This is a genomic window from Pseudomonas sp. 1L-E-NC-VB-C3, from assembly GCF_057291535.1.
Genome location: NZ_JBXAWD010000015.1, coordinates 114470 through 131892, shown reverse-complemented (window position 1 = coordinate 131892; position 17423 = coordinate 114470). Strand labels below are relative to the sequence as shown.

The 17423-nt window shown below is 58.0% G+C and carries 21 protein-coding genes and 1 tRNA gene; 7 read left to right on the top strand and 15 right to left on the bottom strand.

All coding sequences use genetic code 11. From position 1 onward, the window contains the following. Window positions 1-765: RHS repeat-associated core domain-containing protein (locus tag AC0Z5Z_RS22480; RefSeq protein WP_485611666.1), on the top strand; the 765-nt coding region annotated here is incomplete at its 5' end. Next, the gene (locus AC0Z5Z_RS22475; protein WP_024012288.1) at window positions 766-1152 is read left to right on the top strand and encodes a hypothetical protein; all 387 of its coding nucleotides are present in this window, start codon (window positions 766-768) and stop codon (window positions 1150-1152) included. A gap of 99 nt (window positions 1153-1251) precedes the next feature. Here the strand turns inward: AC0Z5Z_RS22475 and AC0Z5Z_RS22470 are convergent, their stop codons facing one another. From AC0Z5Z_RS22470 to AC0Z5Z_RS22455, 4 genes are all read right to left on the bottom strand, one after another. Further along, entirely contained in the window at window positions 1252-1419 is a 168-nt protein-coding gene (locus tag AC0Z5Z_RS22470) for a hypothetical protein (RefSeq protein WP_485611665.1), read from the bottom strand. A gap of 118 nt (window positions 1420-1537) precedes the next feature. Continuing rightward, complete coding sequence (locus AC0Z5Z_RS22465; RefSeq protein WP_024012287.1) at window positions 1538-1957, bottom strand: YMGG-like glycine zipper-containing protein; 420 nt, start codon at window positions 1955-1957, stop codon at window positions 1538-1540. Between the two features lie 135 nt (window positions 1958-2092). Next, window positions 2093-2464 (bottom strand): bacteriocin, encoded by a 372-nt coding sequence (locus AC0Z5Z_RS22460; RefSeq protein WP_252869068.1) that lies wholly within the window; start codon window positions 2462-2464, stop codon window positions 2093-2095. Between the two features lie 311 nt (window positions 2465-2775). Next, window positions 2776-2964 (bottom strand): hypothetical protein, encoded by a 189-nt coding sequence (locus AC0Z5Z_RS22455; RefSeq protein ID WP_024012286.1) that lies wholly within the window; start codon window positions 2962-2964, stop codon window positions 2776-2778. Between the two features lie 221 nt (window positions 2965-3185). On the opposite strand from AC0Z5Z_RS22455, the gene AC0Z5Z_RS22450 reads away from it, so the two are divergent. Continuing rightward, the gene (locus AC0Z5Z_RS22450) at window positions 3186-3464 is read left to right on the top strand and encodes a hypothetical protein (protein WP_016773802.1); all 279 of its coding nucleotides are present in this window, start codon (window positions 3186-3188) and stop codon (window positions 3462-3464) included. A 55-nt stretch (window positions 3465-3519) separates the two neighbouring features. Here the strand turns inward: AC0Z5Z_RS22450 and AC0Z5Z_RS22445 are convergent, their stop codons facing one another. The 6 genes from AC0Z5Z_RS22445 to AC0Z5Z_RS22420 form a co-directional block, all read right to left on the bottom strand. Continuing rightward, window positions 3520-3840 (bottom strand): YbjQ family protein, encoded by a 321-nt coding sequence (locus AC0Z5Z_RS22445; protein WP_016773801.1) that lies wholly within the window; start codon window positions 3838-3840, stop codon window positions 3520-3522. A 68-nt stretch (window positions 3841-3908) separates the two neighbouring features. Beyond that, window positions 3909-5189, bottom strand: a complete 1281-nt coding sequence (locus AC0Z5Z_RS22440) for a Y-family DNA polymerase (RefSeq protein WP_056784092.1) — start codon at window positions 5187-5189, stop codon at window positions 3909-3911. After that, window positions 5176-5607, bottom strand: a complete 432-nt coding sequence (locus AC0Z5Z_RS22435; RefSeq protein WP_041479371.1) for a LexA family protein — start codon at window positions 5605-5607, stop codon at window positions 5176-5178. Before AC0Z5Z_RS22435 ends, AC0Z5Z_RS22440 begins: the two co-directional genes overlap by 14 nt. Window positions 5608-5743: 136 nt before the next feature. Further along, entirely contained in the window at window positions 5744-6076 is a 333-nt protein-coding gene (locus AC0Z5Z_RS22430; RefSeq protein ID WP_256811932.1) for a type II toxin-antitoxin system HicB family antitoxin, read from the bottom strand. After that, window positions 6073-6327 carry a type II toxin-antitoxin system HicA family toxin gene (locus AC0Z5Z_RS22425; RefSeq protein WP_256811930.1) on the bottom strand — a complete coding sequence of 85 codons (255 nt, stop codon included), beginning with the start codon at window positions 6325-6327 and terminating at the stop codon, window positions 6073-6075. Before AC0Z5Z_RS22425 ends, AC0Z5Z_RS22430 begins: the two co-directional genes overlap by 4 nt. 431 nt (window positions 6328-6758) lie before the next feature. After that, window positions 6759-6848 (bottom strand) — tRNA-Ser (locus AC0Z5Z_RS22420). A gap of 296 nt (window positions 6849-7144) precedes the next feature. Here AC0Z5Z_RS22420 and AC0Z5Z_RS22415 point away from each other — a divergent pair. The 3 genes from AC0Z5Z_RS22415 to AC0Z5Z_RS22405 all read left to right on the top strand — a co-directional run bounded on the left by AC0Z5Z_RS22415 (window position 7145) and on the right by AC0Z5Z_RS22405 (window position 9880). Then, on the top strand, window positions 7145-7834 hold the full coding sequence (locus AC0Z5Z_RS22415; protein ID WP_076566844.1) for a crotonase/enoyl-CoA hydratase family protein: 690 nt from the start codon (window positions 7145-7147) through the stop codon (window positions 7832-7834). Window positions 7835-8053: 219 nt separating this feature from the next. Beyond that, window positions 8054-8776 carry a 1-acylglycerol-3-phosphate O-acyltransferase gene (locus AC0Z5Z_RS22410; RefSeq protein ID WP_024012238.1) on the top strand — a complete coding sequence of 241 codons (723 nt, stop codon included), beginning with the start codon at window positions 8054-8056 and terminating at the stop codon, window positions 8774-8776. A 132-nt stretch (window positions 8777-8908) separates the two neighbouring features. Next, window positions 8909-9880 carry a magnesium and cobalt transport protein CorA gene (locus tag AC0Z5Z_RS22405; RefSeq protein ID WP_150638709.1) on the top strand — a complete coding sequence of 324 codons (972 nt, stop codon included), beginning with the start codon at window positions 8909-8911 and terminating at the stop codon, window positions 9878-9880. Between the two features lie 69 nt (window positions 9881-9949). Here the strand turns inward: AC0Z5Z_RS22405 and AC0Z5Z_RS22400 are convergent, their stop codons facing one another. The 3 genes from AC0Z5Z_RS22400 to AC0Z5Z_RS22390 all read right to left on the bottom strand — a co-directional run bounded on the left by AC0Z5Z_RS22400 (window position 9950) and on the right by AC0Z5Z_RS22390 (window position 14144). Then, window positions 9950-10678: an amidotransferase gene (locus tag AC0Z5Z_RS22400; protein ID WP_485611664.1), complete on the bottom strand. Its 729-nt coding sequence runs from the start codon at window positions 10676-10678 to the stop codon at window positions 9950-9952. A 91-nt stretch (window positions 10679-10769) separates the two neighbouring features. After that, entirely contained in the window at window positions 10770-12914 is a 2145-nt protein-coding gene (locus AC0Z5Z_RS22395; RefSeq protein WP_485611663.1) for a 3-hydroxyacyl-CoA dehydrogenase NAD-binding domain-containing protein, read from the bottom strand. 24 nt (window positions 12915-12938) lie between these two features. Further along, entirely contained in the window at window positions 12939-14144 is a 1206-nt protein-coding gene (locus AC0Z5Z_RS22390) for an acetyl-CoA C-acetyltransferase (RefSeq protein ID WP_406228621.1), read from the bottom strand. Window positions 14145-14722: 578 nt separating this feature from the next. On the opposite strand from AC0Z5Z_RS22390, the gene AC0Z5Z_RS22385 reads away from it, so the two are divergent. Beyond that, a complete protein-coding gene (locus AC0Z5Z_RS22385) occupies window positions 14723-15544 on the top strand; it encodes a c-type cytochrome (RefSeq protein WP_485611669.1) in 822 nt (273 codons plus the stop codon). Between the two features lie 121 nt (window positions 15545-15665). Here AC0Z5Z_RS22385 and AC0Z5Z_RS22380 read toward each other — a convergent pair whose 3' ends face one another. Both AC0Z5Z_RS22380 and AC0Z5Z_RS22375 read right to left on the bottom strand, forming a co-directional pair. Beyond that, window positions 15666-16469: a transglutaminase family protein gene (locus AC0Z5Z_RS22380; RefSeq protein ID WP_056784068.1), complete on the bottom strand. Its 804-nt coding sequence runs from the start codon at window positions 16467-16469 to the stop codon at window positions 15666-15668. Continuing rightward, the gene (locus AC0Z5Z_RS22375) at window positions 16466-17416 is read right to left on the bottom strand and encodes an alpha-E domain-containing protein (protein ID WP_016773788.1); all 951 of its coding nucleotides are present in this window, start codon (window positions 17414-17416) and stop codon (window positions 16466-16468) included. Before AC0Z5Z_RS22375 ends, AC0Z5Z_RS22380 begins: the two co-directional genes overlap by 4 nt. Window positions 17417-17423: the final 7 nt, after the last annotated feature.

Here is a 17423-nt window from a genome sequence, read left to right as displayed (position 1 = left end):
AGCGGCGAAATCGTCTGGTCCGCGCAATACGACGCCTACGGCAAAGTCGCCGCCGTCACCCTCGCCGGCGAAGACTACCTCGACCAACCGCTGCGTTTTCAGGGGCAGTATTTCGATGTTGAAAGTGGGCTGCATTACAACCGCCATCGGTATTACGACCCGAGGCTAGGGCGGTATTTAACGCCGGACCCGGTGAAGCTGGCGGGTGGGTTGAATCAGTACCAATACGTGCCGAATCCGACGGGGTGGGTGGATCCGTTGGGGTTGACGTCCAACTGCCCGCCGCCGAAGAAGCCTGGGTGTGAGGTTCCGGGGGCGAGTGATGGGGTTAAGGTTGATGAGGGGGAGCCCGCAGTCCCCGCACCTAACCAAGAAAACTATTATTTGTACCGAGGTGACGATCGAGAGCCTTGGGAAATTTTCGATACCGGATTTGAACCTTGGGGTGATAGTACAGACCTCTTCCTCCATGCGCTGGACAACAAAACCCCTCCCAGCTGGTATGTAAGCACCTCAGTATCAAAAGAGGCCGCAACGAAATTTGCGACAGGTTATGGGTACGCTGATGGTTATATATATGTAATGAAAAACATTCGCGGAGTGGATGTAAATAGAGAACTTGGAGCACTCTCTCCTCATCGAGGGGAGGCTGAGATTGCTATACCAGGAGGCATAAAAAACCGGGATATCGTAGGAGCTACGCCCGTCAACGAAGACGGTAGCTACAAAGGTTATTCTGTGCTGAATCCAAACAGGAAAAAATAAATGATCCGAATGGAAATAAAAATCCTTACTCCCAAAGGCATTGAGACCGCAACTATCGAGTGCGACAGAAAGAATAAAACTTTGACATTTATGGCAAAACACGGCCACAAGAAAACCTACACTTCATATGACCTTTATGGATGTTTCGGTGTATTAAGATCGGAGTTTCCGGACATTATATTTTTGTGTAAAGGATCAAAAATTAATGTTCATCCATCGAGCATGAGTTCACAAATGTCCTGTGGACTCGTTGCCTACGAGCTCCACGAAGGAAGACCCTCAGGAGAAGGAGACATCGTTCGAATCTTTGACTACGAAGACACAAACCTGACAAACAACATAGAGGATCAAAAAGCGTTCTACCGTGCATGGATGGAATCATTTTAGATGCATGAAATTAGACTCAGCTGTGTTTACCAAGAGCCTGTTACCCACAGGCTCCTATTTTGATGGTCGACCCACCACATCTGACTCAACGATAGTCATTCACTGCTCATCCCCATCCTCCTCATACTCCATATCCGCCTCATCCGCATCATTCAACGGCACCGTCGCATCATCTATCAGCGAGCCGGGATCTTCATTCCCCGGATCATTGATAAACGGCAATCCACTCGGGCCCTTCTCTTCTTTGCCTTCGGTTTCAGGAGTCATGGCGCACCTCTTGAGCGTGTGGGATGTATCACTTTCGAAAAGCCCTATCGCCAATCGTTCCTCTGCCTGACGGCCAGACACGAAAAACCCGGCGCCAGGCCGGGTTTTCGTTGATCAATCAGCGATGTTTATTTTTGTGTTTGTTCTTGTGCTTGTGGCCGCCGGAATGAGATCCGCCGTCGTCGTCGCCAAGATTGTTACCTACCGCGCCGCCTGCTGCGCCGCCCAGGCCTGCGCCAATGGCGGAGCCGGTGGAGCCGCCGAGGCTGTTGCCGACGACCGAGCCGCCTGCTGCGCCAAGACCGCCGCCAATCGCGGCTTCGGTGCGGTTGCGTTTGTTCGCGCCGACGGCACTGCCGGCCGCGCCGCCAACACCTGCGCCGACCGCTGCGCCCGTACTGCCGCCAAGTTGTCCGCCAACCACATTACCCAGCGCACCGCCGAGACCACCGCCTACGGCAGCGGTGCCGTCTCCGGCCGCCATCGCGCCCTGCGCCACGACCAAGCCAAAAAACAGTGCAGATAATGACAATCGCATATGAACCTCGCAGTTCCCGAATCGGGACAGTCCGCCCAAGCGGGGCGTATGCAGATTGGAGATGATTTCGGACGAAACGTTCAGCCATGAAAAAGCCCGACATCGAGTCGGGCTTTTTCTGACAGGCCATCAGTCTCAGTGGCGCCTGTGACCTTTGCCCAGGTTGCTGCCGACTGCGCCGCCGGCCGCGCCGCCCAGACCTGCACCGATGGTGGCGCCGTTGCGGCCGCCCAGGCTGTTGCCGATCACCGAGCCACCGGCTGCACCGACACCGCCGCCGATCGCCGCTTTGGTGCGGCTGCCCTTGCGTGCGGCGACGGCACTGCCTGCTGCGCCCGCGACGCCAGCGCCAATGGCGGCACCGGTGCTGCCGCCCATTTTCTGACCGACCACGTTACCCAGCGCGCCACCCAGGCCACCGCCCAGCGCCGCGGTGCCATCACCGGCAGCCATCGCACCTTGAGCAACCAGAAGGCCAAGAACCAGAGCAGGCAGTGTTAAACGCATGACGAAAACCTCAAATAAACGGGATGACGAGAAGGAGCGGGATTTAATGCGCTCGGCCCAGGAAAGTCCAGACGCGGCAGGCAGCGTCGTTTGGACCGCAATCAGGGAAAAGGTTTTATGCCGGCAAAAAAAAGCCCGCTGGGGAGACGGGCTGGAGACTTGCTTTCTAACGGATGGCTTCACACTACGTTGGCCAACGTGAAAAGTTTGTGAAAAAAAACCGACATTAATGTCAATGCTTGCCAGAGATTTCAAACCCCTATTCTTGCGCACATAAAAAACCCCGTTCAATGACGGGGTGCAGGATGAAATCACTTTCTGGTCCTTGCCGTGACCTTGGGCAGGAATTTCGCTTTCGGCCCTTTGGGGGCTGTGGATTTGATTTTGCCGATGCTGACCGGATCCTCGCCAAACCCCGACTGATACTCCGACTGACCGCAGCGCACACAATTGTTGAATGAAAACTCTGCGCCATCATCTTCGATAAATGGACCTGACATAGACTCTCCCCTACGCAACTGGGTCGACACCGACAAAACAGTTTTGCCTGGAAAATATCGTCCCTCAGCGCTTTTGAGACTAGCTGGTCACTACTGGACTTGCCGTCCAGAAAGACTGATCACCGACGAATGGAAAAAAGCGTCGTGAACGATCATTCGCTAAAGATTTCCATCGAACGGCCGCTGCCCTTATTCCTACAAATGATTCTCAAGGAGAGATCATGCAGATCAATGGATTCCCGAACATGCCAGTCGTAAAACTCACGGACGAGCAGATCGCTGCCGGCAAGGCCGGTGCGGAAAAACTCAAGGAAAAGATCGCCTCGGGTGAAATCACCATCAAATACCCGGACAAACCGCTTCTCCAGCCGGGCGTCGTCTACCATCCCAGCGAGCCCGCACCATCGGCGCAGCCTGACGGGACACCGCCCCTCGTTGCCATCGATACACCGCTGACCTATGACGCAAGAGGTGCTGTGTTGCTCAAGCCACAAGGCTGATTGACGCGAAAAAGCCCATTCGTTGTGCGAGTGGGCTTTGCCTTGAACACAATGATCAGCGCAGCTTGACCGCAGTTCCGGTGACGAACACCACGACCATGCCGCCCTTGCCTGCCGGCATGCTGATCTCGAAGTCCACGCCGACCACCGCGTCAGCCTGCAATGCCCGCGCTCGATCTTTCAGTTCGTCGGTGGCCTGAATGCGTGCTTCTTTAAGAGCCCGCTCCAACGTCTGCGACCGCCCGCCAAAGAAGTCGCGCATGCCGGCGAACATATCGCGGATCACGTTGACGCCCTGCACAGACTCGGCGCTGACGATGTCCAGATAGGCAGTGATCTGCCGCCCCTCGACGGAATGAGTGGTGGAAATGATCATGAAAGTCGTCCTTTTACTGCAAAAGTGAAGGCGGCGATTGTAGCGCGGCACCAGATCTGGCCCGTGCCTCAATTGGATTTAACGACCCACAATTGATCCAGCTTCGTCGTAAAACTCGAACTCATCATCTCCCGCCGCATGCCCCAGGCCGGATCCGCCGGCACACTCCCCGCTCGCAACGTTCCATGCCCCCAGCGCTGATTGATCTGGTCCAGCACCCCCATCACCTTCTCCGCCGTCTGCGGTTGCGACTGGGCAAACAAGTCTTCGGTAAACTCTCCGGGCTGCCGAAGATCCATCAATAACACTTCAGCCTTGCTGTACTTGAAGCCCGGCCGGAACAATCGATCAACCGCCTCGCTCGCCACCTTGCTCAGCAATCGCACATCATTGGTCGGATAAGGCAACTCGATCAGCGCGCCATTGGCGTACTTCGCCTCTTCCGGATTGAACATGCCGGTGCGGATACTCACGCGGATCTTTTTGCACAGCGAACTCTGCGCACGCAGCTTTTCCGCCGCTCGATGCACATAAGTAGCAACGGCTTCCTTGATCGGCTCGATGGTAGTCAAACGGTTGCCGAACATGCGGCTGCTGCAAATTTCCTGCTTCGGCGGTTCTGTTTCCGACAGTTCCAGACAGGATGTGCCACCCAGTTCGCGCGCGGTCTTCTCGATCACCACGCTGAACTTGCGCCGCAGTGTCCACGGATCGGCCTTCGCCAAGTCCATCGCACTTCTGATTTGCATGCTTTCCAGATGAGCTTTCATCCGCCGTCCGACGCCCCACACTTCACCGACATCGGTATTGCGCAACACCCAGTCGCGTTTGGACGGATCGCAGATGTCGACCACGCCGCCGGTATGCGCTTGCAGGCGTTTCGCGGTGTGGTTGGCGAGCTTGGCCAGCGTTTTCGTCGGGGCGATGCCGACGCCGACCGGGATGCCGGTGCGCTTATAAACAGCAGAGCGGATGGTCCGGCCAAAACCTGTCAGGTCCCCAGGAATGCCGCTGAGATCGGCGAACGCCTCATCAATGCTGTAAACCTCGACCGCCGGCACCATGGATTCGATGATCGTCATCACCCGTTCGCTCATGTCGCCGTACAACGCGTAATTACTGCTGAACACCTGAATGCCGTGGCGGCGCAGATCATCACGAATCTGAAAGTACGGCGCGCCCATTTTCACAAAAGGTTTGGCATCGTAGCTGCGCGCGATCACGCAGCCATCGTTATTGCTCAGCACGACAATCGGCGTCTTCGCCAGATCGGGCCGGAACACTCGCTCACAGCTGGCATAGAAGCTGTTGCAATCGATCAGCGCGAAAACCTGCTCACGATTTGCCATGGTCGCGCACGCTGTAAGTCACCACACCCCAGATCACCAGCTCATCCCCTTCCATCACATAGCGAGGCGGGTATTTGCTGTTGGCCGAAAGAAGAATGATGGTGTTGTCGCGCATGTGCAGGCGCTTGCAGACAGGTTCGGAGTTGAGACCGGCGATGACGATATCGCCGTGCTCGGCATTCAGGCTGCGATCAACAATCACCAGATCACCGCAAAATATCCCGGCGTCCTGCATGCTCTCGCCTTCGATCTTCGCCAGATAAACGTGCGGCGCACGAATATCAAAAACCTCGTCCAGAGAGATGTGCTTTTCAATGTGATCAGCCGCCGGCGAAGGAAAACCGGCGGGAATCCGAAACGAATACAGCGCAAGCTGTTCGCCCGCGCCTGACAAAGGGCCGAGGATGGTGACGCTCATGATACGAACCTGATAGTGAGTTTACTGTATGCGCATACAGTAAACTCGGGACGGTTCGGGGGGTCAATGAGGCGTGTAGGAGATTTCGACGGGTGACAGGGTTTTGTACAACTGCTGCCGAAATTGGGTTTCGCGGCTACGCGTGGACTTCACGATCGAGCACGTCTGCAACCCATTGATTGATGCTCTTGTGAGCAAGCTGCGCCTTTACAGCGACAGTCGCATGCAGCGCTGGTGCCAAACGCAGGCTCAGATTTCCCGAATAGGGTTTCTGCGGTTCGCGACCGAGCCTGGCGCAGGTTTCGAGATAATCAGTCACGGCCTCCTGAAACGCGTTTCGCAGTTCTGCCACCGACTCTCCATGGAATCCAACGACGTCCTTGATACCGGCGATGTGGCCGACAAAGAGGCCGTCTTCGTCGCTGTATTCAATCCGGGCGGCATAGCCGTTGTAGTTCATTACATTCACGGGATGACTCCTGCTTGCTCAAGGAAAGCCCGAGCGTCACGCACCTGATAGGGCTTCGCTTCTTTGTCTGGGTGGGGCCGGTGAAACGTCACGACCACACCGTTCAATTCAAAACGCACTCTAGAGCCGCTGCCTTCGATGGTCTGGGCGCCTACTGCGCCGAAGAGGGATTCCATACGAACCCACTCCAGGTTATTTGGGACCGGCCTTGAAAAAATAGCTTTAAGCGTGCCGAGCTGTTTGTTGTTCATGGTATTAGATCATGATACCGCGATAATAGGGCAACTGGGTCAAACCGCAATTACGAGGAGAAAGCCTGCTTTCTGCGGAAAACGTATTTCCTGATGGGATCGCTGCAGACTGGTACTGCATCAGGATAACGAGAGACTCAACGCGCGGTTGTAGGCGAATTCTGCGAGTTGTGTGAGGAAGAGCGACTTTTCCGTTTCCAGCAGGCAGTGCTCTTTTCCGAGTACCAGAATTGGGACACCGCTATATCAGCGCGGATATTCTTGGCGAGAAAAGGTGAAGGGCTCAAGGGAGCTGTGCGCTTGGCGCATCCATCCAAGGCACAAACAAACCGACACTGAGTCGGGTTATTTTTGATATTCACTTTTTTGGCTTTCAGAAACGCAAAACCCCTGAAAACTCTAAGTTTTCAGGGGTTTAGTCGTTTCAAATTTGGCGGTGAAGGAGAGATTCGAACTCTCGATACAGTTTCCTGTATACACACTTTCCAGGCGTGCTCCTTAAGCCACTCGGACACTTCACCGTATCTCTGCAGACATGTTCTGTCTGTCGAGGCGCGCTAATGTAGTCGAAAGCTTTTCCGATGGCAAACTTTTTTTCAGAATTTTCATGCGCTTAAGAGAGCGCGATGCTTTCATCCGAGAGGAGCGATGGCAAACCCGCCAATCTCAGGTTATCGACGCGCTTCCTTTATAGGGGGCAACACGCGTGGCGCGCTGGCCGAAGCGCAAAACGGTGACTGGCAGGTCAGTCACGGCGCTTTACCTGGCTTGCGGCGGTGGGTAACGTCTGCCCATCTTTCTAATAAGGAATAGCGTCATGAGCGAGTTGATTGCCTACCACCTCGAAGACGGTATCGCGACCCTGACCCTGAACAATGGCAAGGTCAACGCGATTTCTCCGGATGTGATTGCGGCGTTTAACGCGGCGCTGGATCAGGCGGTGGCGGATCGCGCGGTGGTGATCATTACCGGGCAGCCGGGGATTCTTTCGGGTGGTTATGACCTGAAGGTGATGACGGCCGGCCCGAAAGAGGCCGTTGCGCTGGTGACGGCCGGTTCGACCCTGGCCCGCCGCCTGCTCTCTCACCCGTTCCCGGTGATCGTTGCTTGCCCGGGGCACGCCGTGGCCAAGGGTGCTTTCCTGCTGTTGTCCGCCGATTACCGCATCGGTGTCGACGGCCCGTTCAGCATCGGTCTCAACGAAGTGCAAATCGGCATGACCATGCACCATGCCGGTATCGAGCTGGCACGCGACCGCTTGCGGCGTTCGGCTTTCCATCGCTCGGTAATCAATGGCGAGATGTTCGATCCGCAAAGTGCCGTTGATGCAGGCTTCCTCGACAAAGTCGTCACTGCCGAAGAATTGCAGGGCGCCGCGCTGGCTGCCGCGCGTCAGTTGAAGAAGATCAACATGCTGGCGCACAAGAACACCAAGCTCAAAGTGCGCAAGCAACTGCTGGAAACCCTCGACGACGCGATCCTGCAGGATCAGCAACATCTGGGCTGACTCGTCCAAAATCTGCCGGTAAGAGAATAGCCCGACCTTGGTCGGGCTTTTTCTTAGGTTCAGCGTTGAAGATTCGCTGAAAGCTCTAGGACGCGCCTGACAGGCAACGCTGAAACATGCGCTTAAACATCGGCCATCTCCGGACTCTATAGCGGCAATTGCCGAAAACAGTGCACATCCGTACACTGCGCCACCTTTTGTCCCGGTGGGCCTGCAAAAATGCTGTTTGTGTTTCGTATGTTGTTGATGGGCCTGCACTTTATTCTGGCCGGCGTGCTCGGCGTGATCCTTGGATTGTGCCGCCCGTTCAACCCGGACAACAGTCGACTGTGCGCCCGCCTCTACGCTTTGCCGGCGATGTGTATCTTGCGTTTGCGGGTCAGGTCCGAGGTCAACGGCTTGATGAACAAGCCCGACAGTTGCGTGATCATTGCCAACCATCAGTCTAACTACGATCTGTTCGTGTTCGGCAATGTCGTCCCCCGCCGCACCGTGTGTATCGGCAAGAAGAGCCTGAAGTGGGTGCCGTTGTTCGGCCAGTTGTTCTGGCTGGCCGGCAATGTGTTGATCGACCGTGGCAATGCGCACAAGGCGCGGCAGTCGATGCTGACGACGACCCACACCTTGCAGAACGAAGACACCTCGATCTGGGTATTCCCGGAGGGCACCCGCAACCTCGGTGAAGATTTGTTGCCGTTCAAGAAAGGTGCGTTCCAGATGGCGATTGCCGCTGGCGTGCCGATCGTTCCGGTGTGCGTGAGCAGCTATATAAAGCACATGCGCCTGAATCGCTGGCGCAGTGGCAACGTTCTCATACGTTCCTTGCCGGCGATTCCTACAGTCGGATTGACCATGGACGACATGCCCATGCTGATCGAGCGATGCCGCGAGCAGATGCGCGAGTGCATCGAATCGATGGATCGGCAACTGCAAGCCGCGTGAAACCAAACCCGCCCCGTGCGGGTTTTCTTTTGCCGGGTGAACTGTAGAAGTTTCACTGACTCTCAAGCAGCGACACGGCTAAGCTGAAGCCTAGTTTCCCTGCCATCTGCCAAGAAGAAGTGAATCACCACCATGGGTCGAGTTGTTGCTGCTGCGGTGTACAGCGAGGGTAAGAAAGTCTCCAATATTGCGCTGGACGAAGGTGCTGCCTGGGCCGCCAAACCCGGCCACTTCGTCTGGATCGGTCTGGAAGAACCGGACGCACAGGAATTATCCAACCTGCAACGACAGTTCAACCTGCATGAACTGGCCATCGAAGACGCGCTGGAAAAACACAGCCGACCAAAACTGGAAACCTTTGGCGACGCTCTGTTTATCGTCACCTACTCACCGGTTCGCGAAAACGGCGTTTTGCAATTCATCGAAACGCATATCTTCGCCGGCAGGGGTTACATCATTACCGCACGCAACGGCCATTCCGCGTCGTACGCCTATGTGCGTCAACGCTGTGAGGCGCGTCCGCTGTTGCTCGAGCACGGGGAAGATTTCGTCCTGTATGCGCTGCTCGATTTCGTCATCGAAAACTATCAGCCGGTGGGCGAAGCGATCCACGCCGAGATTGATGAGCTGGAGAGCAATGTGCTGTGCAGCGCCCTCAACGAGCGCGACATCCAGAAGCTGCACGGTCTGCGCCGCGATGTGGTGCGCTTGCGTCGGTATGCGGCACCGATGGTGGAGATCGGCGAGGAGCTGCAAAAGCTCAGTTTCCCGTTCATCGACAAGAACATGCGCCCATACTTTCGCGATGTGCAGATTCATGTAACGCGGCAGATGGAAGACCTGACCACGCTGGCGGACATTGCCAGCCAGACCATCGAGATTGGCGTGTTGCTTGAGGCATCACGGCAGAGCGTGGTGCAGCGCAAGTTTGCAGCGTGGGCGGCGATTCTGGCGTTCCCGACTGCGGTAGCGGGGATCTACGGGATGAATTTCCAGAACATGCCCGAGTTGACCTGGCACTACGGTTATTTTGCAGTGCTGGGGTTTATTGCGGTGGGGTGTGTGAGTTTGTGGGCGAGCTTCAAGCGGTCCGGGTGGCTGTAGCCGGGACCGCGTTGCCCCGGAGATTCGCGAGCAGGCTCGCTCCCACAGGGATTGTGGGAGCAGGCCCTTTTAGCGTTGAGCCGTTTCTGGCTTGTGCGCTACGAAGCGCATCATCCACTCCGCAACCGTAGCGCCATGATGTTCCTGCTCAAGGCTGGCCATGCCTTTGCTGTAAATCTGCGAACCCAGCGCTTCCCGGCGCAGATCGAGCAGCGCGCGGGAGTAATCGTGAATGAATTCCGGGTGACCCTGGAAGCACAGCACTTGATCGTTGATGTGATACGCCGCGAACGGGCAGAAATCGCTGGAGGCGATGACCGTGGCGTTTTCCGGAAGCTCGGTTACCTGATCCTGATGACTGATCAGCAGTGTCAGCTCTTCGCGCGCCGGGCTCATCCACGGTGCCTTAGCTGCCAGCTGATAGCTGTGAGTGCCGACGCCCCAGCCTTGGGACGCACGCTCACTCTTGCCACCAAGCAGTAGCGCCAGCAATTGATGGCCGAAGCACACGCCGAGCAATTTGTCGCCGCGTTCGTAGCGATTCAAAAGGTAGGTCTTGAGGGTCTGGATCCACGGATCCGTGCCGAACGAATCGGCCTTGCTGCCAGTGACCAGGTACGCATCGAAAGTCTCGTCGTCACTTGGGTAATCCCCTTTCACCACGTTATAGACAGTGAAATCAGCGGCGATCGGTTGCTGCGAGAACAGGCGCTGGAACATCTGCCCATAGCCCTGATATTGGTCAATCAATTCGGGCCGCAGGATGTCGGTTTCGAGAATGCAGATGCGCAGCGACATAAAAAATACCTGACACGTGATGGGAATAATGAACACCCAGAGCCTGCCCTGAAACACCCGGCCAAGGCAAGCCCCGAAATGCTCGCCGGCCCTAGAACATTTCACCTTTCGCCGCTTTGTCCAGCAGCAGCGCTGGCGGGGTAAAACGCTCGCCGTATTGCTCGGCCAGATACTGCGCGCGGGCGATGAAGTCCTCCAGGCCATACTGGTTGATGAACTGCAGCGCCCCGCCGGTCCACGCGGCGAAACCGATACCGAAGATGGAACCGACGTTGGCGTCCGCCGTCGAGGTGAGCACGCCCTCCTCCACGCAACGCACGGTTTCAATGGCCTGCACGAACAACAGACGATCACGCACATCCTTCGCAGAGATCTGTCCGTCGGCCTTCTCGAAGCGCGTTTTCAGCTCCGGCCATAAATGCTTCTGGGCACCGGCTGGATACTCATAGAAACCGCCTCCGGCAGCTTTGCCCGGTCGCTTGAATTCATTGAGCATCAAGTCAATCACGGCGAAGGCCGGGTGCTCAATCAGCGGTTTGCCTTCTGCCTGCAAGTCCTTGGCCGTCTGCTGACGGATATGGCTCATCAGGCTGAGGGAAACTTCGTCGGAGATTGCCAGAGGCCCGACCGGCATCCCGGCCTTGCGCGCTTCGGTCTCGATCATCGGCGCACTGACACCCTCGCCGAGCATGGCGATACCCTCGTTGGTGAATGTGCCGAAAACCCGCGAGGTAAAGAAGCCGCGACTGTCATTGACCACGATCGGAGTTTTCTTGATTTGCAGAACGAAGTCGAAACCGCGAGCGAGAGTTTCGTCGCTGGTCTGCGCGCCCTTGATGATTTCCACCAGCGGCATTTTTTCCACCGGACTGAAGAAATGCAGGCCGATGAATTTGCTTTGATCGGGCACGGCCGTCGCCAGGCCGGTGATCGGCAGGGTCGATGTGTTGGAGGCGATGACAGCGTCGCCACCCACCACCTGTTGCGCGGCAGCAGATACCTTGGCTTTGAGCTGGCGATCCTCGAACACCGCTTCGATGATCAGATCGCAACCGGCCAGATCGGCATCGCTTTCGCTCGCAACGATGCGCGCCAGCACCGCCTCGCGCTGTTCGACAGTCAGCTGGCCACGGGCAACTTTTTTATCCAGCAGCGCCGCGGAATGCGCCTTACCTTTCTCGGCAGCAGCGAGATTGATGTCCTTGAGGACGACTTCGATACCGGCCGAGGCGCTGACAAAAGCGATGCCCGCGCCCATCATTCCGGCGCCGAGCACACCGACTTTGCGGGTTTTATAGGGCGCAAAACCTTGCGGTCTGGAACCGCCGGCGTTGATTTCGTTCAACTGGAACCAGAACGTGCCGATCAGGTTTTTCGAAATCTGCCCGGTCGTCAGCTCGGTGAAGTAGCGGGTTTCGATCAGGTGCGCGGTGTCGAAATCGACCTGAGCGCCCTCCACCGCCGCGCATAGAATCTTCTCCGGCGCCGGCAGGGTGCCTTGAGTTTTTTTGCGCAGGATCGACGGCGCAATCGCCAGCATCTGCGCCACTTTCGGGCTCGATGGCGTGCCGCCAGGAATCTGGTAGCCCTTCACGTCCCAGCGCTGCACTGCCGCCGGATTGGCGAGAATCCAGGCGCGCGCCTTGGCCAGCAGCTCATCGCGATTCGCTGCCAGTTCATCAATCAGCCCGGCCTGCAACGCCTGTTGCGGGCGCACCTTCTTGCCTTCAAGCAAGTACGGCAGGGCTTTTTCGATACCGAGCATGCGCACCATGCGCACCACCCCGCCGCCGCCCGGCAACAGGCCCAGCGTCACCTCCGGCAAACCGAGTTGCACCGAGGCATCATCCACAGCGATGCGATGGTGGCAGGCCAGACAGATCTCCCAGCCGCCGCCCAACGCAGCGCCGTTGATCGCCGCGACCACCGGTTTGCCGAGGGTTTCCAGGCTGCGCAATTGCGCCTTGAGAGTCAGCACCATGTCGTAGAAAGCTTTGGCTTCGGGTTTGCCGACCTTGATCAATTCATTGAGGTCGCCGCCGGCAAAAAAGGTTTTCTTCGCGGAGGTGATGATCACTCCGGCGATGCTGTCTTTCTCGGCCAGCAAGCGGGCAACGCAAGCGGCCATGGCCTCGCGGTACACGGCGTTCATGGTGTTGGCGCTCTGGCCCGGCATGTCCATGGTCAGCACGACGATAGCGTCCTGGCCTTTTTCGTAACGAATGGCTTCGCTCATAACAGGGTTCCTTGAAGTCGGGGCTCAGAGGCGTTCGATGATGGTGGCAATGCCCATGCCTCCGCCGACACACAGCGTCGCCAGGCCGTAGCGCAAGTTGCGCGCTTCCAGTTCATCAAGCAGGGTGCCGAGGATCGCGCAACCGGTGGCGCCCAGCGGGTGGCCCATGGCGATCGAGCCGCCGTTGACGTTGACCTTGCCCGGGTCGACGGCCATGTCCTTGATGAATTTCAACACCACCGAAGCAAACGCTTCGTTGACCTCGAACAGATCGATGTCCTCCACGCGCAGTCCGGCCTTGGCCAAGGCTTTGCGGGTCGCCGGCGCTGGGCCGGTGAGCATGATGGTCGGATCTGTGCTGGTGACGGCCGTGGCGACGATACGCGCGCGTGGCTGCAGCCCCAGCGCGCGGCCCTTGGCTTCGGAGCCGATGAGCATCAGCGCCGCACCGTCGACAATTCCGGAACTGTTGCCCGGCGTGTGCACGTGGTTGATCCGCTCGACATGGCTGTAGACCCGCAACGCCGTGGCGTCGAAGCCCATTTGCCCGATCATTTCGAAACTCGGCTTGAGCTTGCCCAGGCCCTCGAGGGTAGACTCGGCGCGGATGAACTCATCGTGGTCAAGCAGGATGATGCCGTTCTGATCCTGCACCGGCACCAGCGACTTGTTGAACGAGCCGTCGGCCCGCGCTCGTGCGGCTTTTTGCTGGGAGTGCAGTGCGTAGGCATCGACATCCTGCCGGCTGAAGCCTTCGAGGGTGGCGATCAGATCGGCGCCGACGCCTTGCGGGGTGAAATGGCTGTGCAGGTTGGTCTGCGGGTCCAGTGCCCAGGCGCCGCCATCGCTGCCCATCGGCACCCGCGACATCGACTCGACGCCGCCGACCACCACCAGATCCTCGAATTCTGAGCGCACTTTCATCGCGCCAAGATTCACCGCTTCCAGACCCGAAGCGCAGAAACGGTTGATCTGCACACCGGCGACGCTGACGTCCCAGTCGGCCACTTGCACCGCCGTCTTGGCGATGTCCGAACCTTGATCGCCGATCGGCGTGACGCAGCCGAGGACGACGTCATCGACCTGACTGGTATCCAGCGCGGTGCGCGCCTGCAAAGCGCTCAGCAAACCCGCCACCAGGTTGACCGGCTTCACGCTGTGCAGCGCGCCATCGGCCTTGCCTTTGCCACGCGGAGTGCGTAACGCATCGAAAATCAAAGCTTCAGTCATGACGTCCTCGAACCTGATTTATTGTCCACTTCACTTTCGCCCTGCGCCGACTGGCAAGCAATGACCACATTGCTCAAAGCGCTTGACGCACACGCTCAGACGGACGGTCATCGGACCTCAGGTGAACCGGTTCAGGTCGTCGAGTTGTCTAGCCAGCGGGCGGCAAAGAAGCTGGCAATACGCCTCATGCCGTTTTAAAAGCTTTTTTCAAGATCCCCATATGAAATGGATCTAAGCGAAGAGTGACGCGGGCTCTAAGGTGAACATGTACGCCATCGTCGTCGGGTTTTGCCGAGACGGGCGTGCTTCAACAGGAAGTGCAACGCGTGCCGTCAGGGAAATGCAGTCAGGCACGCATCAGGAAATAACAATAAAGGCGGTCAAGCCATGTTCAAACAACCGAAAGTACGTCAAGCAGGACTCATTCTTTTCGCCACGACGCTGTTGTTGATCTTGCCGAATCTGACCAAGGTCATCGGCTGATTCAAACGTCGCGTGCTGTATGTCGCCATTGAAAATGTGACTGGCCCGCTACCCGGGCCAGCGCGGTTGTGCCAACCTTTGCGCACTACCACGACATGGACGGCGATCATTTGAAAACGCTCATTGCGCTCGGTGCCTTGCTACTGAGCTTGCCCTTGGCTGCCGCACAACTGGATCTGCAGTTGGGCGCAAACAGCCGCACCTGGCAGACCGAAGAGCTGCTCAAACACCCTCAGTTGCAAACTCTCACGATCAACAATGATGTTTCCTACAAGAAGGACATGACTTATCAGGCTGTGCCTATGGCCGCATTGCTGAAGGGGGTCAAGCCGGAGGATCACTTGCAAGCGGTGGCGCTGGATGGCTTTGCCGCAGAGCTGGCCGCTGCACCCTTGCTGAACAAGGACGGCGCACGAGCATGGCTGGCAATCGAGGACCCGGCGCGGCCGTGGCCACCGCTGTCTGCCGGCAAGCACAGCGCCGGGCCGTTCTATCTGGTCTGGACCGACCCGCAGGCCGGCAATATCAGCCCCGAGCAGTGGCCGTTCGAAGTCGCCAGCATCAAGCTGATGGCGCCGGTGGCCCAACGCTTTCCTGCCCTGCTGCCCGATCCTGCCTTGAAGGCCGATGATCCGGTGAACCAGGGTTTTGCCCTGTTTCAAAAAAACTGCCTGGCCTGTCACCGGTTGAATGGTGCCGGAGACGCGCAGTTCGGTCCGGATCTGAATATTCCGTATAGCCCGACCGAGTATTTCGGGGCGGATTTCTTGAAGCGCTACATCCGCGATCCGCAGAGTTTGCGTCAGTGGCCGCAGGCGAAGATGCCGGGGTTTTCTGCTGAGGTATTGCCGGATACAGATCTTGAAATGCTGGTGGGCTATCTCAAGCACATGGCCGGGCGCAAAGTTAATCCGTAAGCCTTAGGGTGTTATTACTGGCCTCTTCGCTGGCAAGCCAGCTCCCACAGGGTATGCGCAGAGTTCGAATCAGCGGTCATCCTGTGGGAGCTGGCTTGCCAGCGATAGCGGTATCCCGAATCTATTGTTGCTGCACGGAAATAACCGGTGTCGGCGAGACGAACACCTTCGCATGCATCTGCTCGCAGCCACCGCCCCGGCGCATGCCACGGACCGGGCAGGCATCGAGATAATCAAGGCCCACCGCCAACTTCAGGTGTCGCTCCGGGCGCGCCAGCTGGTTGGTCACGTCGAAGCTGTACCAAGCGTCATCCAGCCACGCTTCTGCCCAGGCATGACTGGCGAGATGCTCGCAATCTTCGCTGTACAGATAACCCGACACGTAACGCGACGGCACGCCGAGACTGCGCGCGCAGGCTAGAAAGGCGTGGGCATGATCCTGACAGACCCCGGCCCGACCGGCGAAAGCTTCGGCGGCGCTGGTGTCGACTTCGGTGGAGCCCGGCGTGTAGCTCATGTGCTGATTCAGACCGTGCATCAAGTCGATCAGCGCGGTGCGGTCTCGCCGCTGCTTGCAGTTCTTCGCGGCAAACTCGCGCAAGGCTTCGTCGGCTTCGGTCAGGCGCGTGAAGCGCAGGAACGGCAGCGCTGACTGGCTCTCATGTTCGGCCTCGCGCAATTCGTCGATATCGACCTGCCCCCGGGCGCCAATGATGATCGCTTCGTGGGGCTCGTCCATGGTCAGCACGTGCAGGATGTTGCCAAACGGATCGAGCTGCGCACGCACCGGACGCGGCAGGTCGAGTTGCCAACTGAGGACATGCTGACGCTCGCTGTCGTGGGGTGTCAGGCGCAGGTACTGGATGCTCGCGCGCACCTGATCTTCGTAGTGATAGGTGGTCTCGTGGCTTATGGAAAGTCTCATGCAGCCTCCAGGTAGGAACTGTGAATGGCGTTGCCCAACTGGCGCACCAGCGGGATGAATTCGGTCAGCCAGGCGTGCAGGCCTTCTTCGAGAATTTCGTTGATGCCGGTGTAACGCAGGCGCGCGTCCATTTCCGCCGCCAGGCGTTGTGCCGGTCGGCCGTTGGCGCCTGGCAGTTGCGCGAGGATCTGGTCGATCTCTTCGGTACAGGCACGCAGCGAACGCGGCACATCGGCGCGTAACAGCAGCAGTTCGGCGACATGCCGGGCGCCGGGCGCGTCGCGGTAGATTTCGGTGTAGGCCTCGAATGAGGACAAGGCGCGCAGCAGCGCACTCCATTGGTAATAGGCGTGCGCCGTGCCGTCGCTGACTGCTTCGGCCTGATCGCCGGCCATTTCGTAACGGGCATCAAGCAGGCGCAGCGTGTTGTCCGCGCGCTCGATAAACGTGCCCAGACGAATAAAGCGAAACGCGTCGTTGCGCATGATCGTGCCGTATGAGGCGCCACGAAACAGGTGCGAACGCTCCTTGATCCATTCGCAGAACCGGCTCATGCCATAACGACTCAGGCCCTGCTCGGCGATGCCACGAATTTCCAGCCAGGTCGCATTGATGTTTTCCCACATGTCGGCAGTGATTCGCCCGCGCACGGCATGGGCACTGGCCCGCGCTGCACCAAGGCAGCTGTAGATACTGGCCGGGTTGGCCGCGTCCAGTGCGAAGAAATGCAGCAAGCGTTCAGCGTGCAGGTCACCGTGGCGTTCAAGGTAATCGTCCAAGGTGCCGGTGATCAGCAACGGCATGGCGAGTTCATGCAGACCATCGCCGCGCCCGTCCTGCGGCATCAGCGACAGCGAATAGCTGATGTCGAGCATGCGCGCGAGATTCTCCGCACGCTCCAGGTAACGCGACATCCAGTACAGATCCGAGGCAGTTCTACTTAACATGGCAAGC